Source organism: Mesoplasma seiffertii ATCC 49495, from assembly GCF_000518725.1.
In the GTDB taxonomy this organism is placed as follows: domain Bacteria; phylum Bacillota_I; class Bacilli_A; order Mycoplasmatales; family Mycoplasmataceae; genus Tullyiplasma; species Tullyiplasma seiffertii.
Genome location: NZ_KI912486.1, coordinates 2,916 through 18,712, shown reverse-complemented (window position 1 = coordinate 18,712; position 15,797 = coordinate 2,916). Strand labels below are relative to the sequence as shown.

24 protein-coding genes are annotated in these 15,797 nt (G+C 32.5%); all 24 read left to right on the top strand.

The genetic code is table 4. The annotated features are described in order from the left end of the window. Positions 1-77: 77 nt before the first annotated feature. Positions 78-2,759 carry an alanine--tRNA ligase gene (gene alaS / locus L872_RS0103145; RefSeq protein ID WP_027063393.1) on the top strand — a complete coding sequence of 894 codons (2,682 nt, stop codon included), beginning with the start codon at positions 78-80 and terminating at the stop codon, positions 2,757-2,759. Between the two features lie 47 nt (positions 2,760-2,806). After that, a complete protein-coding gene (locus L872_RS0103140; protein WP_027063392.1) occupies positions 2,807-3,826 on the top strand; it encodes a hypothetical protein in 1,020 nt (339 codons plus the stop codon). Positions 3,827-3,985: 159 nt separating this feature from the next. After that, the gene (gene rpsJ / locus L872_RS0103135) at positions 3,986-4,294 is read left to right on the top strand and encodes a 30S ribosomal protein S10 (protein ID WP_027063391.1); all 309 of its coding nucleotides are present in this window, start codon (positions 3,986-3,988) and stop codon (positions 4,292-4,294) included. An 89-nt stretch (positions 4,295-4,383) separates the two neighbouring features. Next, entirely contained in the window at positions 4,384-5,085 is a 702-nt protein-coding gene (rplC, locus tag L872_RS0103130; protein WP_027063390.1) for a 50S ribosomal protein L3, read from the top strand. Positions 5,086-5,096: 11 nt separating this feature from the next. Beyond that, complete coding sequence (gene rplD, locus L872_RS0103125) at positions 5,097-5,723, top strand: 50S ribosomal protein L4 (RefSeq protein WP_027063389.1); 627 nt, start codon at positions 5,097-5,099, stop codon at positions 5,721-5,723. Then, on the top strand, positions 5,723-6,007 hold the full coding sequence (gene rplW / locus L872_RS0103120) for a 50S ribosomal protein L23 (protein WP_027063388.1): 285 nt from the start codon (positions 5,723-5,725) through the stop codon (positions 6,005-6,007). The genes rplD and rplW overlap by 1 nt, the downstream gene beginning before the upstream one ends. A 65-nt stretch (positions 6,008-6,072) precedes the next feature. After that, positions 6,073-6,912 (top strand): 50S ribosomal protein L2, encoded by an 840-nt coding sequence (gene rplB, locus L872_RS0103115; protein ID WP_027063387.1) that lies wholly within the window; start codon positions 6,073-6,075, stop codon positions 6,910-6,912. 18 nt (positions 6,913-6,930) lie between these two features. Then, positions 6,931-7,191 carry a 30S ribosomal protein S19 gene (gene rpsS / locus L872_RS0103110; protein ID WP_027048413.1) on the top strand — a complete coding sequence of 87 codons (261 nt, stop codon included), beginning with the start codon at positions 6,931-6,933 and terminating at the stop codon, positions 7,189-7,191. Between the two features lie 20 nt (positions 7,192-7,211). Further along, positions 7,212-7,550, top strand: a complete 339-nt coding sequence (gene rplV / locus L872_RS0103105; RefSeq protein ID WP_027048414.1) for a 50S ribosomal protein L22 — start codon at positions 7,212-7,214, stop codon at positions 7,548-7,550. Positions 7,551-7,564: 14 nt separating this feature from the next. Next, positions 7,565-8,263 (top strand): 30S ribosomal protein S3, encoded by a 699-nt coding sequence (gene rpsC / locus L872_RS0103100; RefSeq protein ID WP_027048415.1) that lies wholly within the window; start codon positions 7,565-7,567, stop codon positions 8,261-8,263. A 2-nt stretch (positions 8,264-8,265) separates the two neighbouring features. Further along, positions 8,266-8,679: a 50S ribosomal protein L16 gene (rplP, locus tag L872_RS0103095; RefSeq protein ID WP_027048416.1), complete on the top strand. Its 414-nt coding sequence runs from the start codon at positions 8,266-8,268 to the stop codon at positions 8,677-8,679. Further along, positions 8,679-9,080: a 50S ribosomal protein L29 gene (gene rpmC, locus L872_RS05260; protein ID WP_027063386.1), complete on the top strand. Its 402-nt coding sequence runs from the start codon at positions 8,679-8,681 to the stop codon at positions 9,078-9,080. The genes rplP and rpmC overlap by 1 nt, the downstream gene beginning before the upstream one ends. Next, positions 9,077-9,337 (top strand): 30S ribosomal protein S17, encoded by a 261-nt coding sequence (rpsQ, locus tag L872_RS0103085; protein WP_084340193.1) that lies wholly within the window; start codon positions 9,077-9,079, stop codon positions 9,335-9,337. The genes rpmC and rpsQ overlap by 4 nt, the downstream gene beginning before the upstream one ends. Before the next feature lie 23 nt (positions 9,338-9,360). After that, positions 9,361-9,729, top strand: a complete 369-nt coding sequence (gene rplN / locus L872_RS0103080) for a 50S ribosomal protein L14 (protein WP_027048419.1) — start codon at positions 9,361-9,363, stop codon at positions 9,727-9,729. Between the two features lie 13 nt (positions 9,730-9,742). Then, positions 9,743-10,069, top strand: coding sequence for a 50S ribosomal protein L24 (rplX, locus tag L872_RS0103075; RefSeq protein WP_027048420.1), 327 nt, complete (start codon positions 9,743-9,745; stop codon positions 10,067-10,069). Positions 10,070-10,088: 19 nt separating this feature from the next. Next, positions 10,089-10,631 (top strand): 50S ribosomal protein L5, encoded by a 543-nt coding sequence (rplE, locus tag L872_RS0103070; protein ID WP_027063385.1) that lies wholly within the window; start codon positions 10,089-10,091, stop codon positions 10,629-10,631. Positions 10,632-10,650: 19 nt separating this feature from the next. After that, on the top strand, positions 10,651-10,836 hold the full coding sequence (locus L872_RS0103065) for a type Z 30S ribosomal protein S14 (protein ID WP_027048422.1): 186 nt from the start codon (positions 10,651-10,653) through the stop codon (positions 10,834-10,836). Between the two features lie 25 nt (positions 10,837-10,861). Next, positions 10,862-11,251 carry a 30S ribosomal protein S8 gene (rpsH, locus tag L872_RS0103060; protein ID WP_027063384.1) on the top strand — a complete coding sequence of 130 codons (390 nt, stop codon included), beginning with the start codon at positions 10,862-10,864 and terminating at the stop codon, positions 11,249-11,251. A 20-nt stretch (positions 11,252-11,271) separates the two neighbouring features. Next, positions 11,272-11,814 (top strand): 50S ribosomal protein L6, encoded by a 543-nt coding sequence (rplF, locus tag L872_RS0103055; RefSeq protein ID WP_027063383.1) that lies wholly within the window; start codon positions 11,272-11,274, stop codon positions 11,812-11,814. 25 nt (positions 11,815-11,839) lie between these two features. Further along, positions 11,840-12,190, top strand: a complete 351-nt coding sequence (gene rplR / locus L872_RS0103050) for a 50S ribosomal protein L18 (protein ID WP_027063382.1) — start codon at positions 11,840-11,842, stop codon at positions 12,188-12,190. Between the two features lie 18 nt (positions 12,191-12,208). Further along, positions 12,209-12,865: a 30S ribosomal protein S5 gene (rpsE, locus tag L872_RS0103045; RefSeq protein WP_027063381.1), complete on the top strand. Its 657-nt coding sequence runs from the start codon at positions 12,209-12,211 to the stop codon at positions 12,863-12,865. Between the two features lie 17 nt (positions 12,866-12,882). After that, positions 12,883-13,320: a 50S ribosomal protein L15 gene (gene rplO / locus L872_RS0103040; RefSeq protein WP_027063380.1), complete on the top strand. Its 438-nt coding sequence runs from the start codon at positions 12,883-12,885 to the stop codon at positions 13,318-13,320. Beyond that, positions 13,321-14,766, top strand: a complete 1,446-nt coding sequence (gene secY / locus L872_RS0103035) for a preprotein translocase subunit SecY (protein ID WP_027063379.1) — start codon at positions 13,321-13,323, stop codon at positions 14,764-14,766. A 441-nt stretch (positions 14,767-15,207) separates the two neighbouring features. Then, on the top strand, positions 15,208-15,797 hold a 590-nt coding region (locus L872_RS05140), incomplete at its 3' end, for a lipoprotein (protein ID WP_036268973.1).

The following is a 15,797-nucleotide window of genomic DNA, read 5'->3' as shown; positions in this document are numbered from 1 at the left end:
TGGTTTTAAAATATTTTAAGAATATTTACTTATAGTTGTATAATTAAAAATATAGAAATTAATAAAAAAGGATTAAAATGAAAAAACTTACTACTAATGAAATACGTCAAATGTGACTAGACTTTTTTCAAGCAAAACAACATTACTTTTTAGCACCAGTTTCATTGATTCCTGTCGATGATCCTTCTTTGCTATGAATTAATTCGGGAGTTGCTACATTAAAACCATATTTTGATGGAAGAAAAACTCCACCAGCACCACGCTTAACTAACTCTCAAAAAGCAATTCGTACCAACGATATTGAAAATGTTGGAGTAACTGCTCGTCACCAAACAATGTTTGAAATGCTAGGAAACTTTTCAATTGGAGATTACTTTAAAAAAGAAGCAATTGAATTTGCTTGAGAATTATTAACTTCTCCAGAATGATTTGCAATTCCACCAGAAAAATTATATATAACAGTCTTTAATGAAGATGCAGAAGCTTATCGTGTTTGAACTGAAGTAATTGGAATACCTGAAGATCGTATCTTTTCTTTAGGTCGTGACACTAACTTTTGAGATGTTGGGCAAGGACCATGTGGACCAAATACAGAAATGTTTTTTGACCGTGGAGCCCAATGAGATCCTGAAAATATTGGACCACGTTTAATTGCTGATGATATTGAAAATGACCGTTATATTGAAATTTGAAATGTTGTTTTCTCACAATTTAATAATGATGGAAATAACAATTATGCTGAGTTACCAAGAAAAAATATTGATACGGGAGCTGGACTAGAGCGAATTGCCTCAATTTTCCAAAATACTCCAACAAACTTTGAAACAGATATTTTTTGACCAACAATTAAAAAAGTTGAAACATTATGTAATCCTAAGTTTAAATATTCAATTGAAAATTATCATAATCCTGATAAAGAACAAACTCGAATTAATACTGCTTTTAAAGTTATTGCCGATCATGTTAGAGCAACAACATTTGCGATTGCCGATGGAGTATTTCCGGGGAATAAGGATCGTGGATATATTATTCGTCGTTTAATTCGTCGTAGCTCGGTATATGGGCGTGAGTTAGGAATAACAACTGCATTTTTATATAAATTAGTGGATGATGTAATTGCGGCAATGGGAAAATTTTACCCATACTTAAAAGCTAAACGCGATATGATCGTAGAAGCAATTAAAACTGAAGAAGAAAAATTCTTAAAAACACTAACAAAAGGTTATGACACTTTAGAAAAAATCATTAGCGAAGAACAGAAAGTTTCAGCTAAAAATGCCTTATTGTTATTTGAATCATTTGGATTTCCAATTGAACAAACTTTAGAATTAGCAGCTGACCGTGGAGTTGAAGTTGATTATGCTGGGTTTCAAAATTTATTAGAAGCTACTAAAGCAGCAGCTCGTGATGCTCGAAAAGATTTAAAAGCTTGAGATAAGCAAAATGAATTATTTACAAAATTAACTGTAGAATCAGAATTTACTGGTTGAGAAGAAACAACTCATGAAGATAGTCAAGTTGTCTTTATGTTTGCCAATGACCAAGAAATTCAGGAAGTAACTAATGGTGAAGCATTTGTAATTCTTGATAAAACTCCGTTCTATGCTGAAAAAGGTGGTCAAGCAGCTGATACAGGAGTTTTAGTAGGAGACAACTTTAAAGCAACAGTTGTCGATGTTCAACAAGGACCACAAAAACAAAATATTCACCGAATTTCTGTTCAAGGGACTTTAAAAGTATTAGATAAAGTTCAAGCAATTGTTGATGAAGATAAACGTATTTACACAATGAAAAACCACTCTGGAACTCATATGGTTCATTATGCTTTGCGTCATGTTCTTGGGGATACGGTTATGCAATCAGGTTCTTATAATGACGAACATGGATTAAGAATGGACTTTACATTTAATCGTAATATTACTGAAGAAGAACTACGAGCAACTGAAGCAGAAGTTCTTAAGCGTATTAAAGAAGCACATCCCCGTGAAGTGTACTTCTGTAATATGGATGATGCCATCAATAAATATCAAGCTTTAGCGTTCTTTACTGAAAAGTATGATGAAGAAGTTCGAGTAGTTAAGTTTGGGGATTTTTCTTCAGAATTATGTGGAGGGACTCACGTTGACAATACTAAAGATATTGAAGATTTCATTATTACTGGAATTGAATCTAAAGGGTCAGGGACTTTCCGTATTAAATGTTTAACGTCAAATGAAACAGTTAATGAATATTTACAAACTCAGTTTAAAAAATATTTTGACGAGGCTGATAAAATTATGGATAAGTATAATCTATCGCAGCAAATTTTGAAAGATGCCAACTTAGAAGCAAACTATCAAGATTTAAAAACAACTGAGATTTTGAAAACTAATTTAGATGTAGTTAAAGAAAAATTAGAAGTCTTAAAAGAAATTTTTAAAGGTTATGAAAAACAAGCAAATGACTTAATCACTGCTGCCAAGTTAGCTGAATTTCAAAATGTTGAACCAGTTATTAATCAAAATGGAGTTAAAGAAATTAAACTTCACACAACTGGATTAACAATTAAAGATTTAAAAGAATTGTCAGATCAATTTAGAAATAAATTCGCTGATGTAATTGTAATTTTAACATCAACTACTAATGGAGAAAATTATCTTGTAGTTGGAGTTAGTGAATCACTTCAAGATCGCTTTAAAGCAATTGACATTTTTAAAGCAATGAAAGATCTTAACCCAAAAGGTGGAGGAAATGCTAACCTAGCTCAAGGGAAGTATTAAAAATTAACTTGTGAGAATCCTCACAAGTTTTTTATAGAAAGGAACTAATGTTTTATTTTGACCATCAAGCAGTCTTAATTGAAATTAAAGTCTTACAAGTTAATGGCGAAGAGGTTTATTTAATTGGTGATGAAATTTATAAGAATGTCCCCCAATCAATTTTGGATTTAGCGTTTGTTAGTGCGAACTGAAATCGCGCTTTGAAATATTTTGCTAATCCTGAAATAGGTGGTGTATTGCAAACTGGATATTACATGATTGATTTTGATATTTACTTAGACTTTAATTCTCAAGATATCAAACTTTTAACAAAAATATTTTTCTTTCAAAAAATTATTGAACAGGATCGCTTTAAAAAAGCTTTCATGAAAAATATTTTTAAATTTAAAAATCGTAATAAAAAAGTTGATGTTATCAAACCAATTACTAAGGCATTTGTTGAAACTTATAACTTACAAAATCTTAAACACAGTAATCGAAATTTTAGTTTACACCGTAACCTAGTTTCTCAAGTCCTGGATTTAGGAAAATATCGCTTTAAAGATTTGTTTATTTTAGATGATAAATTTTATTTAGAAATTACTAATAAAAATCAAAGAATTTATCACTTGCCTATTCAAGAACTAAATTGTGAAGTTTTACCGCTAATTGATTATGTTGATCTTAATCGTAATCTATTTTATTTGAATACTGAATTAGCCTGAAATCATCAAATCAAAGGAGAGTTTTATTTTGAACATCAAAAATTAGGACAAACTTTATTAACAAAAATTATCAGTCTTATTGAGAAATATTTAGCAGATGAAAATCTTTACTGACATTTATATAACATATCGGGAAATGAAACTCACTTATTGCAAGGAATTGAGCAAAATTTCAAATCAATATCTTTTATAGAGGGAATAAAAAAATTAGAAGATAGTTTTCGAAGTTTAAAATTGAATTACTTAAACTATATGTTAGAAAAAGAACTCATTGTAGCAAAACTGCAAACTTATGTATCTAATCAAGCAGAACAACAACTTTTTAATAGCTTGTTGGTGCGCTATAAAAAACAACCAAAATAATGGCAAAGCAGCCATTATTTTTTATTTAAAATTTTTTGAAAAAGGGTCTTTTATTCTAAACAATTTATGAGTATAATTAACCTTGCATGTATATTTTGTGTGCGCAATTACAACACTCTGGAAAGAGTTGTCAAGAAAATATTAAAATAGGAGGTTAGCATGGCAGATCAAAAAATGAAAATCAAACTTAAAGGTTATGACCACGCAATCGTGGATCAAAGCATTTTAAAGATCATCGAAGCTGCTGAAGGAACTGGAGCCAAAGTTAGAGGGCCAATTCCTTTACCAACAGATAAACAAATCATTACAATTCTTAGAGCTGTTCATAAGTATAAAGATGCTCGTGAACAATTCGAAATGAGAACTCACAAAAGATTATTAGAAATTTTAAACCCAACACCAACAACAATGGATGTTTTAAAAAGAGTAAAACTACCAAGTGGTGTTGATATTGAAATTAAACTTTAATAATTACAATTCTTAAAAGCAAATTAAAAACAAACACAAAATACAAAACCAAGATATACATGGTTATCAAAAATTAGGAGGAAATTAAGATGAAAGGAATCTTAGGACGTAAGGTAGAAATGACACAAATCTTTACTGAAAACGGGAAATTAATTCCAGTTACAGTAGTTGAAGTTCTACCAAATACAGTTTTACAAGTTAAATCTTTAGAGTCAGACGGTTACGTTGCAACTCAATTAGGAGTTCAAGACAAAAGAGCTAATTTAGTAAATAAACCTGAAACAGGACACTTTAAAAAAGCTGGTTCAGCACCTAAGCGCTTCGTAAAAGAAATCAGAAACATGGAAGGTTTCACATTCGGTCAAGAAATTAAAGCCGAAGATATCTTCACTTCTGGTGAATACGTTGACGTTACAGGTATATCAAAAGGAAAAGGATTTGCAGGAGCAATCAAGAGACATAATTACTCACGTGGACCAATGGGACACGGATCAGGATACCACCGTGGTATTGGATCAATGGGTGCGATTATTAACCGTATCTTCAAATCTAAAAAAATGGCTGGTCACATGGGACACCAAAAAGTTACAATTCAAAATTTAGAAGTTGTAGCAATCGATTCAGTAAATAACTTAATGTTAATTAAAGGATCAATCCCAGGGCCAAAAAACCAATTTGTTCAAATTAAACAAAACGTTAAAGGATTAAAAGCTTTAACAGCAGCTACATTATTAAACAGAAATGCTAAAGTTGAAACTCCAGTAGTTGAAACAGTAGCTGAAGAAGCATAGGAGAGGGCCAAATGAACTTAAAAGTATTAAACGTTAAAGGTGCTGAAGTAAAAGACATCACTTTAAATGACAATGTTTGAGGAATTGAACCTCACCAACAAGCAATTTACGATACTGTCGTATCACAACAAGCTGCATTAAGACAAGGAACAAAGAAAACAAAAACTCGTGCTGAAGTATCAGGAGGGGGACGTAAACCTTGAAAACAAAAAGGTACAGGTCGTGCTCGTCAAGGATCAATCAGAGCACCTCAATGAAGAGGTGGAGGGGTTGCGTTTGGGCCAACACCAGACATTAACTACAAAAAATCTGTAAACAAAAAAGTTAAAGCATTAGCTTTCAGATCAGCTTTATCTTTAAAAGCTAAAGAAAGCAATCTTGTAATCGTCGATAAATTTGACTTTTCAAAACCGTCTACTAAAGAAATGTTAGAAGTTATGAAAAACCTAAAAATTGACAACCAAAAAACATTAATTATTACTAAAGAAAAAGAAATGTTAGTAATCAAATCTGCAAATAACATTAGCAAAGTGAAAACATTACCAGCTAACCAAATTAACATGTTTGATATTCTAAATGCTAATAAATTAGTAATGACAGAAGAAGCTGCTTTAGCAGTTGAGGGGGTATACGCATAATGCATTTAACAGAAGTAATTAAAAAACCAATTTTAACTGAAAAATCTTTTGTTGGTCATGCAAATGGTGTATATACATTCATCGTTGATAAAAAAGCTAACAAAGTAACAATTAAAAAAACCTTTGAAGAAATTTTTCAAACACAAGTTGCTTCAGTAAGAACAATGAACTGTGATGGAAAAGAAAAAAGAATGGGTAAATTTGTAGGTAAAACAAACGCTTACAAAAAAGCAATCATCACTTTAAAAGATGGTCAAACATTAGACGTATTAAATGACTTATAGAAAAACCTTCCCAAGGTAAATTATTGTAAGCATAATCGTTAGAAGCTATATAGAAAGGGATAAATATGGCAATTAAAAAATATAAACCTACGACAAATGGTCGTAGAAATATGACTACAATTGATTACAGCAAAATCTTAACCACAGATACACCTGAAAAATCATTAGTTAGTTCATTAAGCCAAAAAGCCGGAAGAAATAACCGCGGAGTAATTACAACTCGCCACAAGGGTGGAGGACACAAACGTAAATACCGTATTATTGATTTCAAAAGAAATAAATTAGATGTAGTTGGAACAATCGCAACTATTGAATACGATCCAAATAGAAACGCATTCATCTCATTAGTAAAATACATGGACGGAGAAAAACGTTACATCTTATTTGCTAAAGGAATGGAAGTAGGAATGAAAATCGTGGCTTCAGAAAATGCTGATATTAAAATCGGTAACGCTGCACCATTAAAAAACATTCCTGAAGGAACATTAGTTCACAACGTGGAATTAAAACCTGGTAAAGGTGGACAAATGGCTCGTTCTGCTGGATCAAAAGTTCAAATTCTTGGTAAAGACGAAGAAGGTAAATATGTAACTTTACGTTTAGCATCAGGAGAAGTTAGAAAAGTTTTAGCTGAATGTTTTGCAACAATCGGGGAAGTTGGTAACGAAGAGTACAACTTAATCAATTGAGGTAAAGCTGGACGTAACCGTTGAAGAGGAATTCGTCCAACTGTTCGTGGATCAGTTATGAACCCGAATGACCACCCACACGGAGGGGGAGAAGGACGTACACCAATTGGACGTAAGAACCCAGTAACTCCATGAGGAAAAACTGCATTAGGAGTTAAAACTCGTAACAAGAAAAAAGCAAGTACAAAACTAATCGTAAGAAGACGTACTAAATAGGAAAGGGGAAAAGAAGATATGGCAAGATCATTAAAAAAAGGACCTTTTGTTGACGAACACTTATTTAAAAAAGTGGAAACAATGGGGAAAAACGAAGTTATTAAAACTTGATCACGTAGATCAACTATTTTCCCTGAATTCATCGGAAGAACTTTCGGTGTGTACAATGGAAAAGAATTTATTCCAGTATACGTGACTGAAGATATGGTTGGACACAAATTAGGTGAATTTGCTCCAACTCGTAAATTTGGTGGTCACGGTGATGACAAGAAAAAATAGGAAGAGATAGGAAATAAATCATGGAAGCAAAAGCACAATTAAATATGATTCGTATCTCACCTAGAAAAGTTAGACTAGTTGTCGATACAATCAGAAATAAATCAGTGGCACAAGCTGTAGCAGTTTTACAAAACTTAGATAAAGTTTCAGCTGAGCCAATTTTAAAATTATTAAACTCAGCAATCGCTAACGCTGTTAATAACAACGGAATGGAAGCTGATAAATTGTTTGTTAAAACAGTTTACGTAAATGAAGGTCCAACTTTAAAACGTTTTAGACCAAGAGCTCACGGTAGAGCATATGAAATTTTAAAAAGAACAAGTCACATTACATTAATCGTAAGTGATGTTAGAAACTAGGAAGGAGCAGAATTATGGGACAAAAAGTATCACCAAACGTTTTACGTTTAGGAATCGTTAGAGATTGAGAAAATAGATGATATGCTGAAAAAGGACAATATGTAACTTGATTAAACCAAGACATTAAAATTCGTGAAACAGTTTTAAAATTATTAAAAGATGCCGCAGTTGCAAAAGTTGATATTGAAAGAACTTCAGCAGATTTAACTTTAATCATTAAAACTGCTCGTCCAGCGATTGTTTTAGGAGCAGAAGGTAAAAATATTCAAAACATTACCTTAGCTGTTAAAAAAACAGTTAAAGACAAAAACTTAGTTGTTAATGTAAAAGTTATTGAAATTAAAAACCCAGATACTGATGCAACATTAGTAGCTCGTTGAATTGGAGAACAAATCACAAACCGTGCTTCATTTAGAACAGTTCAAAAATTAGCTATTAGAAAAGCATTAAAAGCTGGTGTTAAAGGAATTAAAACTTCTGTAAGTGGACGTTTAGGAGGAGTTGAAATGGCTCGTACTGAAGGTTACTTAGAAGGATCAGTTCCATTATCAACATTAAGATCAAACATTGACTACGCACTATATGAAGCTGCAACTACATATGGTCAAATCGGAGTTAAAGTTTGAATTAACCACGGAGAAGTTTTAGGTAACAACCACAACTACGATAGAGTTATGGAAAGACCTAGATACAACAAAGGAGGTAAAAGATAATTATGTTAATGCCAAAAAGAACTAAATATCGTAAACCTCATAGAGTTAGTTATGAAGGAAAAGCTAAAGGAGCAAAAGAAATCAACTTTGGTGAATTTGGATTAATGGCGTTGGATGGTGCTTGAATTGACAACCACCAAATCGAAGCTGCGCGTATTGCGATGACTCGTTTTATGAAACGTGATGGAAAAATCTGAATGAGAATTTTCCCACATATGTCAATGACAAAAAAACCTGCTGAAGTTAGAATGGGATCTGGAAAAGGGAACCCTGAAAAATGAGTAGCAGTTGTAAAAACAGGAACAGTAATGTTCGAAATTGCTGGAGTTAGTGAAGAAACAGCACGTGAAGCACTAAGACTAGCAATGCATAAACTACCAATTCGTTGTAAATTTGTTAAAAGAGGTGAAGAATAATGGGTAAATCAAATCAAATTACAGATTTAAGAAATTTATCTGTTGAAGAACTAATCAAAACTGGTGAAGGAAAAAGAGCAGAATTATTTGCTTTAAAATTTCAAGCAGCAGTTGGGAGTTTAGAACAAACTCACCGTATTAAAGAAATTAAAAAAGAAATTGCAAGAATTGAATTAGTATTATCTGAAAAACGCCTAGCAGGTGAAAACACAAACAAAACAATTAAAGCTGATTATGGTCAAGCAGTTGCTGAAGCCGAAAAATCAGGAAAAGAAGTAAGAGCTAAACAACGCAAAATGATCGAAGACATGCAAGCAGAACAATTTGGAACTTCAATTGATGAAGATTCAATTGCTGCTGCAATGGCAAACGCAGCCGAAGCAGAAGGAGACGCAGAATAATGGAAAGAAATAGCCGTAAAGTACTAGTTGGTAAAGTAGTATCTGATAAAATGGATAAAACTATTACTGTCTTAGTTGAAACATACAAAAACCACCCAATTTACAAAAAACGTGTTAAATATTCAAAAAAATATAAAGCACACGATGAACAACAAATCGCTCGTATGGGAGATAAAGTTGAAATTATGGAAACACGTCCTTTATCAGCAACTAAAAACTTTAGATTAGTTAAAGTTGTCGAAAAAGCTGTTCTTTAATAGAAAGATAAGGAAATAAATTTATGATTCAAAACTTATCCGTATTAAAAGTAGCTGACAACTCAGGTGCTAAAGAAGTTCGTGTAATTCGTAATTTAGGTGGATCAGTGAGAAAATTCACTGGTATTGGTGATATTGTTGTTTGTTCAGTTATCGCTGCTGCTCCTGGGGGAGCTGTTAAAAAAGGTCAAGTTGTTAAAGCTGTTATTGTTAGAACAAAACGTGAATTAAGAAGAGAAGATGGAACTTACATCAAATTTTCTGAAAATGCCGTTGTATTAGTAAAAGATGATAAAAACCCACGTGGAACACGTATTTTCGGTCCAATTGCACGTGAAATTAAAGACGCTGGATTTGTTAAAATTGCATCTCTAGCTCCAGAAGTATTATAGGAGGAACCAGAATATGACTAAATCAAAAATCTTAAAAGGTGATGTTGTTAAAATTATCGCTGGTTCACACAAAGGTGAAGTAGGACCAATCACTCACATTACTAAAGATAAAAAATGAGTATCAGTTCAAGGAATTAATGTTTTGAAACATGTTAAACCTTCACAAACTGATACTGAAGGAGGAATTAAAGAAATTCCTGCTAAAATTAATATCTCAAACGTAGCATTACAAGATCCAAAAACAAAAGACTTAACAACTAAAATTGGTTATGAAATTGTTGATGGTAAAAAAGTTCGTGTGGCGAGAAAATCTCAACAACACATTAAAGCTGTTAAATAAGAAAGGAACATAAAGAAATATGAAATCAAGATTACAAACTAAATATACTGCTGAAATTGTTCCTGCTTTATTTAAAGAGCAAGAATATAAATCAGTAATGCAAGTTCCCAAATTAACTAAAATTGTTATTAACATGGGAGTTGGAGAAGCAACTACAGATCCTAAGAAATTAGATATGGCTGTTGCTGAACTAGAATTAATCGCTGGTCAAAAACCATTGGTTACAAAAGCTAAAAAATCTTTAGCTGTATTTAAATTAAGAGAAGGAATGCCAATTGGTACAAAAGTTACTCTAAGAGGAAAAAGAATGTATGATTTCTTAGACCGTTTAGTTAACGTTTCATTACCACGTGTGCGTGACTTCAAAGGGGTTTCAAAAACATCATTTGATGGATTTGGAAACTACACTCTAGGAATCAAAGAACAAATCATTTTCCCTGAAATTGATTATGATAAAGTTCAAAAACTTCGTGGAATGGATATTACTGTCGTAACAACTGCTAAAACAAATGAAGAGGCTTTCGCATTACTTGAAAAATTCGGAATGCCTTTCCAGAAATAATACAGGGGGATAGAGAAAAATGGCTAAAAAATCATTAAAAGTTAAACAAGCTAAACACCAAAAGTTTGGTGTTAGAAGTTACACTCGTTGTAACCAATGTGGTAGACCACATGCTGTGCTTAAAAAATTCGGAATTTGCCGTCTATGCTTTAGAAAATATGCATATGAAGGTCAAATCCCTGGTATTAGAAAAGCATCTTGATAATTTATAGAAAAGGAAATAGAGAAATATGACTACAGACGTAATTGCAGATATGCTTACTAGAATTCGTAATGCTAACCAAAGATACTTAAAAACTGTAAGTATGCCAGGAAGCAAAATGAAACTAGAAATCGCAAGAATTTTAAAAGAAGAAGGGTTCATTTCAGATTTCATCGTTGATGGTGAAACTAAAAAAACTATTACTATAACATTAAAATATCAAGGTAAAACAAGAGTTATTCAAGGACTTAAAAAGATCTCAAAACCAGGATTAAGAGTTTATGCACCAGCAAATGAAATCCCACAAGTATTAAACGGATTAGGAATCGCAGTAGTATCAACATCAAAAGGAATCATGACAGATAAACAAGCACGCTCAAACCAAGTTGGTGGAGAAGTGTTAGCATTTATTTGATAGGAAAAGGGAGGAAATAATTAATGTCACGTATAGGAAACAGAATATTAGCAATCCCTGCCGGTGTTGAAATCACAGTAGCAGACGATAACACAGTAACAGTTAAAGGATCAAAAGGAACTTTGGTTCAAAAATTTGCTAAAGTTATTACTATTAGTGTTGAAGACGGAAATGTTACAACAACTAGAGCAAACGAAGCAAAACATACAAAACAATTACACGGAACAACAAACTCATTATTACAAGGAATGTTAACTGGAGTAAGTGAAGGATTTAAAAAAGAATTACAAATCATTGGAGTTGGGTATAAAGCCGCTTTAAATGGTAATAACTTAAACTTAGCTTTAGGATTCTCACATCCAGTAAACTATACAATTCCTCAAGGAATTACAGTTGAAGTTCCAAAACCAACTGAAGTTATCATTTCAGGGATCGATAAACAATTAGTTGGAGAAGTAGCAGCAAACATTAGAGCATACAGAAAACCAGAACCATACAAAGGTAAAGGAGTTCGTTACAAAGATGAATACATTATTAGAAAAGAAGGAAAAGCAGCTGGTAAATAGGCCAACGCTTTAAAGGAAAAGAAATATGAAATTTACAAAAGCAGAATCAAGAAAAAGAAGACACTTCCGAGTAAGAAACAAAATTTCTGGAACTACTTCAAGACCAAGATTAAATGTATTCAAATCAAACACAAACTTTTATGCTCAAATTATTGATGATACAACTGGAGTTACACTTGTATCAGCATCTACTTTAAAAATGGATTTAAAATCTAAATCAAACGCTGAAGCGGCTGTTAAAGTTGCTGAAGAAATCACAAAGTTAGCATTATCAAAAAATATCGAAGAAGTTGTCTTCGATCGTGGTGGATACTTATACCATGGTAAAGTAAAAGCTTTTGCAGAAGCTGCAAGAGCAAATGGATTGAAATTCTAGAAGGGGCACGGAAAAAATATGACTACAGAAAACAAAACAATTGAAGTAGCTGCATCAGCTACACCAGCAGTCGAAACTCCTAATGCTCGTCCAGAAGGAAAAAAATTCGATAGAAGAAATGCTAAACCAAGAAACAACAACCGTCGCTTTGAAAAAGTAAAAGACGACTTTGAAGAAAAAGTAGTAACAATTAGACGTGTTACTAAAGTTACTAAAGGTGGACGTCACTTTAGATTTGCAGCTGTTGTTGTAGTTGGAAATAAAAAAGGTCAAGTTGGAATGGGAACTGGAAAAGCTAACGAAGTTCCTGAAGCAATTAAAAAAGCGATCAAAGAAGCTCGTAAGAACCTTGTAACAGTATCATTAAGAGGAACAACTGTACCTCATGAAGTTCTAGGGACATTTGGAGCTGGTAAAGTATTAATTAAACCAGCTAAAGAAGGAACTGGAGTTATTGCTGGGGGACCTGCACGTGCTGTTATTGAATTAGCAGGAATTGCAGATATCTATGCAAAATCATTAGGACGTAATACTCCAATTAACATGATTCGTGCAACTTTGGACGGTTTGACAAAAATGCAAACTGCTCAAAGAGTTCAAGAATTACGTTACGGGAAAGCACCAAAACAAGCTAACCCAACAATCACAAAAGTAGAAGAAGCTAAAACAGCTTAAGAAAGGAGTCACAATTTATGAAATTACATGAATTAAAATATACTGAAGGTAGTAAAAAAGATGCTACTCGTGTAGGTAGAGGAATGGCTTCTGGAAAAGGTAAAACTTCTACTAGAGGTCACAAAGGACAAAACTCACGTTCTGGTGGGGGAGTTCGCCCTGGATTTGAAGGGGGACAAACTCCATTATTCAGAAGACTTCCAAAAATTGGATTTACTTCACGTAACCAAAAAGAGTTTGTATTGTTGAACTTATCAGACTTAGAAACATTAGGATTAACAACTGTTGACCATTCAACACTAATTAGTGCTAAAATTATTAAGAATGATAAACAATTAGTTAAAGTTTTAGGAAACGGTACTTTAACTAAAGTTATTAATGTCAAAGTTAACAAAATTTCTCAAGCAGCAAAAGAAGCAATTGAGAAACTTGGGGGAACTGCAGAGGTGATCTAGATGGCAATGAAGAAAGCTACAAAACGTAAGCCCAATTTCATTAAAACATCTAAAGGGAAAAACGATTTTGAAAGGACTAATTTCTTTACTAAAAATAAGGATTTGGTTTTTAGAATCGTTTTTACTTTATTGGTGTTATTGATTTTAAGGGTAGGTATTTATATAACTGTACCAGGGGTAAAAATTAATGAAGGCTTCACAAGTGGAGTTTCTGATATTCAGTTTTTTCAACTACTTTCAACTTTAGGAGGAGGAAGTATTGGGAAGTTCTCAATTTTAGCATTGGGAGTTTCTCCATATATTACTGCTTCGATTATCGTTCAACTGTTATCAACAGATGTGATTCCAGTGCTATCACGATGATCAAAATCTGGAGAACGTGGTCGTAAAAAACTTGATAAATTAACTAAGATCTTAATGATTCCCTTTGCAATTATGCAAGGAGAAGCAACTATCTTTACTTTGCAAGCAAAAGGCTTAATTACTCCTGGGTGAGGTGATGCAACGTCAGCTGCATCGACTGGATTTTACTATGTACTTGTACCGCTAATTATGTTAGCAGGTTCATTTCTAATGTTATGAATTGCTGATCAAATTACAGTTAGAGGTGTTGGTAATGGAGTTTCAATTATTATTTTTATTGGAATTATTACAACAATGCCAAATAACTTTAAAGCGACTTTCCAATTCTGAGTTTCAAACACAGATGAAGAAGCAGCAATTCTGTTTGACGGAATTTTAAAATTTATGATTTATGTGGGGGTCTTTTTCTTAGTTATCTTTGCAATTGTCCTAACCAATGAAGCCGAACGAAAAATTCCAATTCAACAAACTGGATCAGGACTAGTTGATTCAAAAGACCATACACCATACTTACCATTAAAAATTAACAACGCCGGAGTTATTCCTGTAATCTTTGCGTCAGCGATTATCTCAACACCAATTACGATTTCGCAAATTATTGATGCTAAGGGAACAAGCGATAATGGGTTTGTTTACTTTGCCAATCATTTCTTATCATTTGATACATGATGAGGAATTGGAATTTATGCTGTAATGATTATTCTCTTTACGTTCTTATATTCTCAAGTACAAATTAATCCGGAAAAGATTGCCGAGAACTTCCAAAAATCAGGAACCTTTATTCCAGGGATCAAACCCGGAAAAGATACTGAAAAATACTTAACCGGAACAATTAATCGTTTGTCAGTTTTAGGGGCCTTGTTCTTATCAGGAATTGCAATTTTACCATATGTAATTTCAAAATTAACATCCCTACCATCTAATCTAGCGATTGGGGGAACTGGACTAATTATCTGTATTTCTGTTGCCATTCAAACAGTTCAACAGTTAAAAGGACGTTTGATTCAACAAGCATATATTGACAAGAAAAAAGAAAAATTTACAGTTGAAAATGATACTTGACGCCCATCAAGTATTTGATAGAAATCAAAAATTTTGTAACATCTTAATTACCATTGAAATCGAAAAAATAAAGTTAGAGTTTCTAACTTTTTTTTTGAAAAATTGATGTAGCAAATGTGGAAGAAAATGATCAAATAGATTAACTTATTAGCTTAATAAAATATTATAGAGGGCATTAAAATGATGTATTGAATATCTTTAAAAATAATAATGAGATTTGGTTTTAAACAAAATAGCTAGTAAATTAGTAGCCTGCTAAATTTAAAAAACGTCGAAAAAAAGATTTAAGCAAACAAGCCAAAATTCAAAAAACGTTCAAAAATTGCCAAAAAACGTCCAAAAAGTACCAAAAGGAGCAAATAAAATGTAGAAGACCCTACATTTTATTTGCTTTTTTTTTTTTTTTTTTTTTTTGTGAGTAAATAAATCCTGCATAGGAAATAACCAAGAAAAGGAAAAACAATGAAAAAGTTATTAACATTATTAGGAGCAGTTGGGTTGATTACCATTGCAACAACAACTGTTGTTGCTTGTGGGAATCGTGAAAAAGGTAAATTAGTAAATATTACTGAATTTGAAAAAAAAGTAATATTTGAAGCTCAAGGTAGACACCAAACAATTGACCAAGCAAAAGAAGCAATTGCGATAATTTCAGATTTGCCGGAGGGAATTGAAAGTATCAATGTTACAACTGTTAACAATAATATTAAGGTAGTTTTTATAGCGCAAGATGGCTATCAAACACCAAATCCGCTAATTATAAAATTTATAAAAAATAATAAACAAGAAAATAAAATCACAAAAGAATTAGTTGATGCTGAATTAACCAAACTATTAGTTAAAGAAAAAACATATGAAACTGATGAACTGGCAATAGCAGCAATTCAAGCAATTGAAACTGATGCTTTTAAAGTTAAAGAAGCTTCAAAATTAACTAAGGCGTTTGAACAGCATACTTTTAATGTGATCGTTGAAGCAAAGTCAGGTTATGTTTTGGCTGAAGGTATTGAAGAGGGTCAAACAACAATTGAGTTATCAATTGGTAAAGCTGA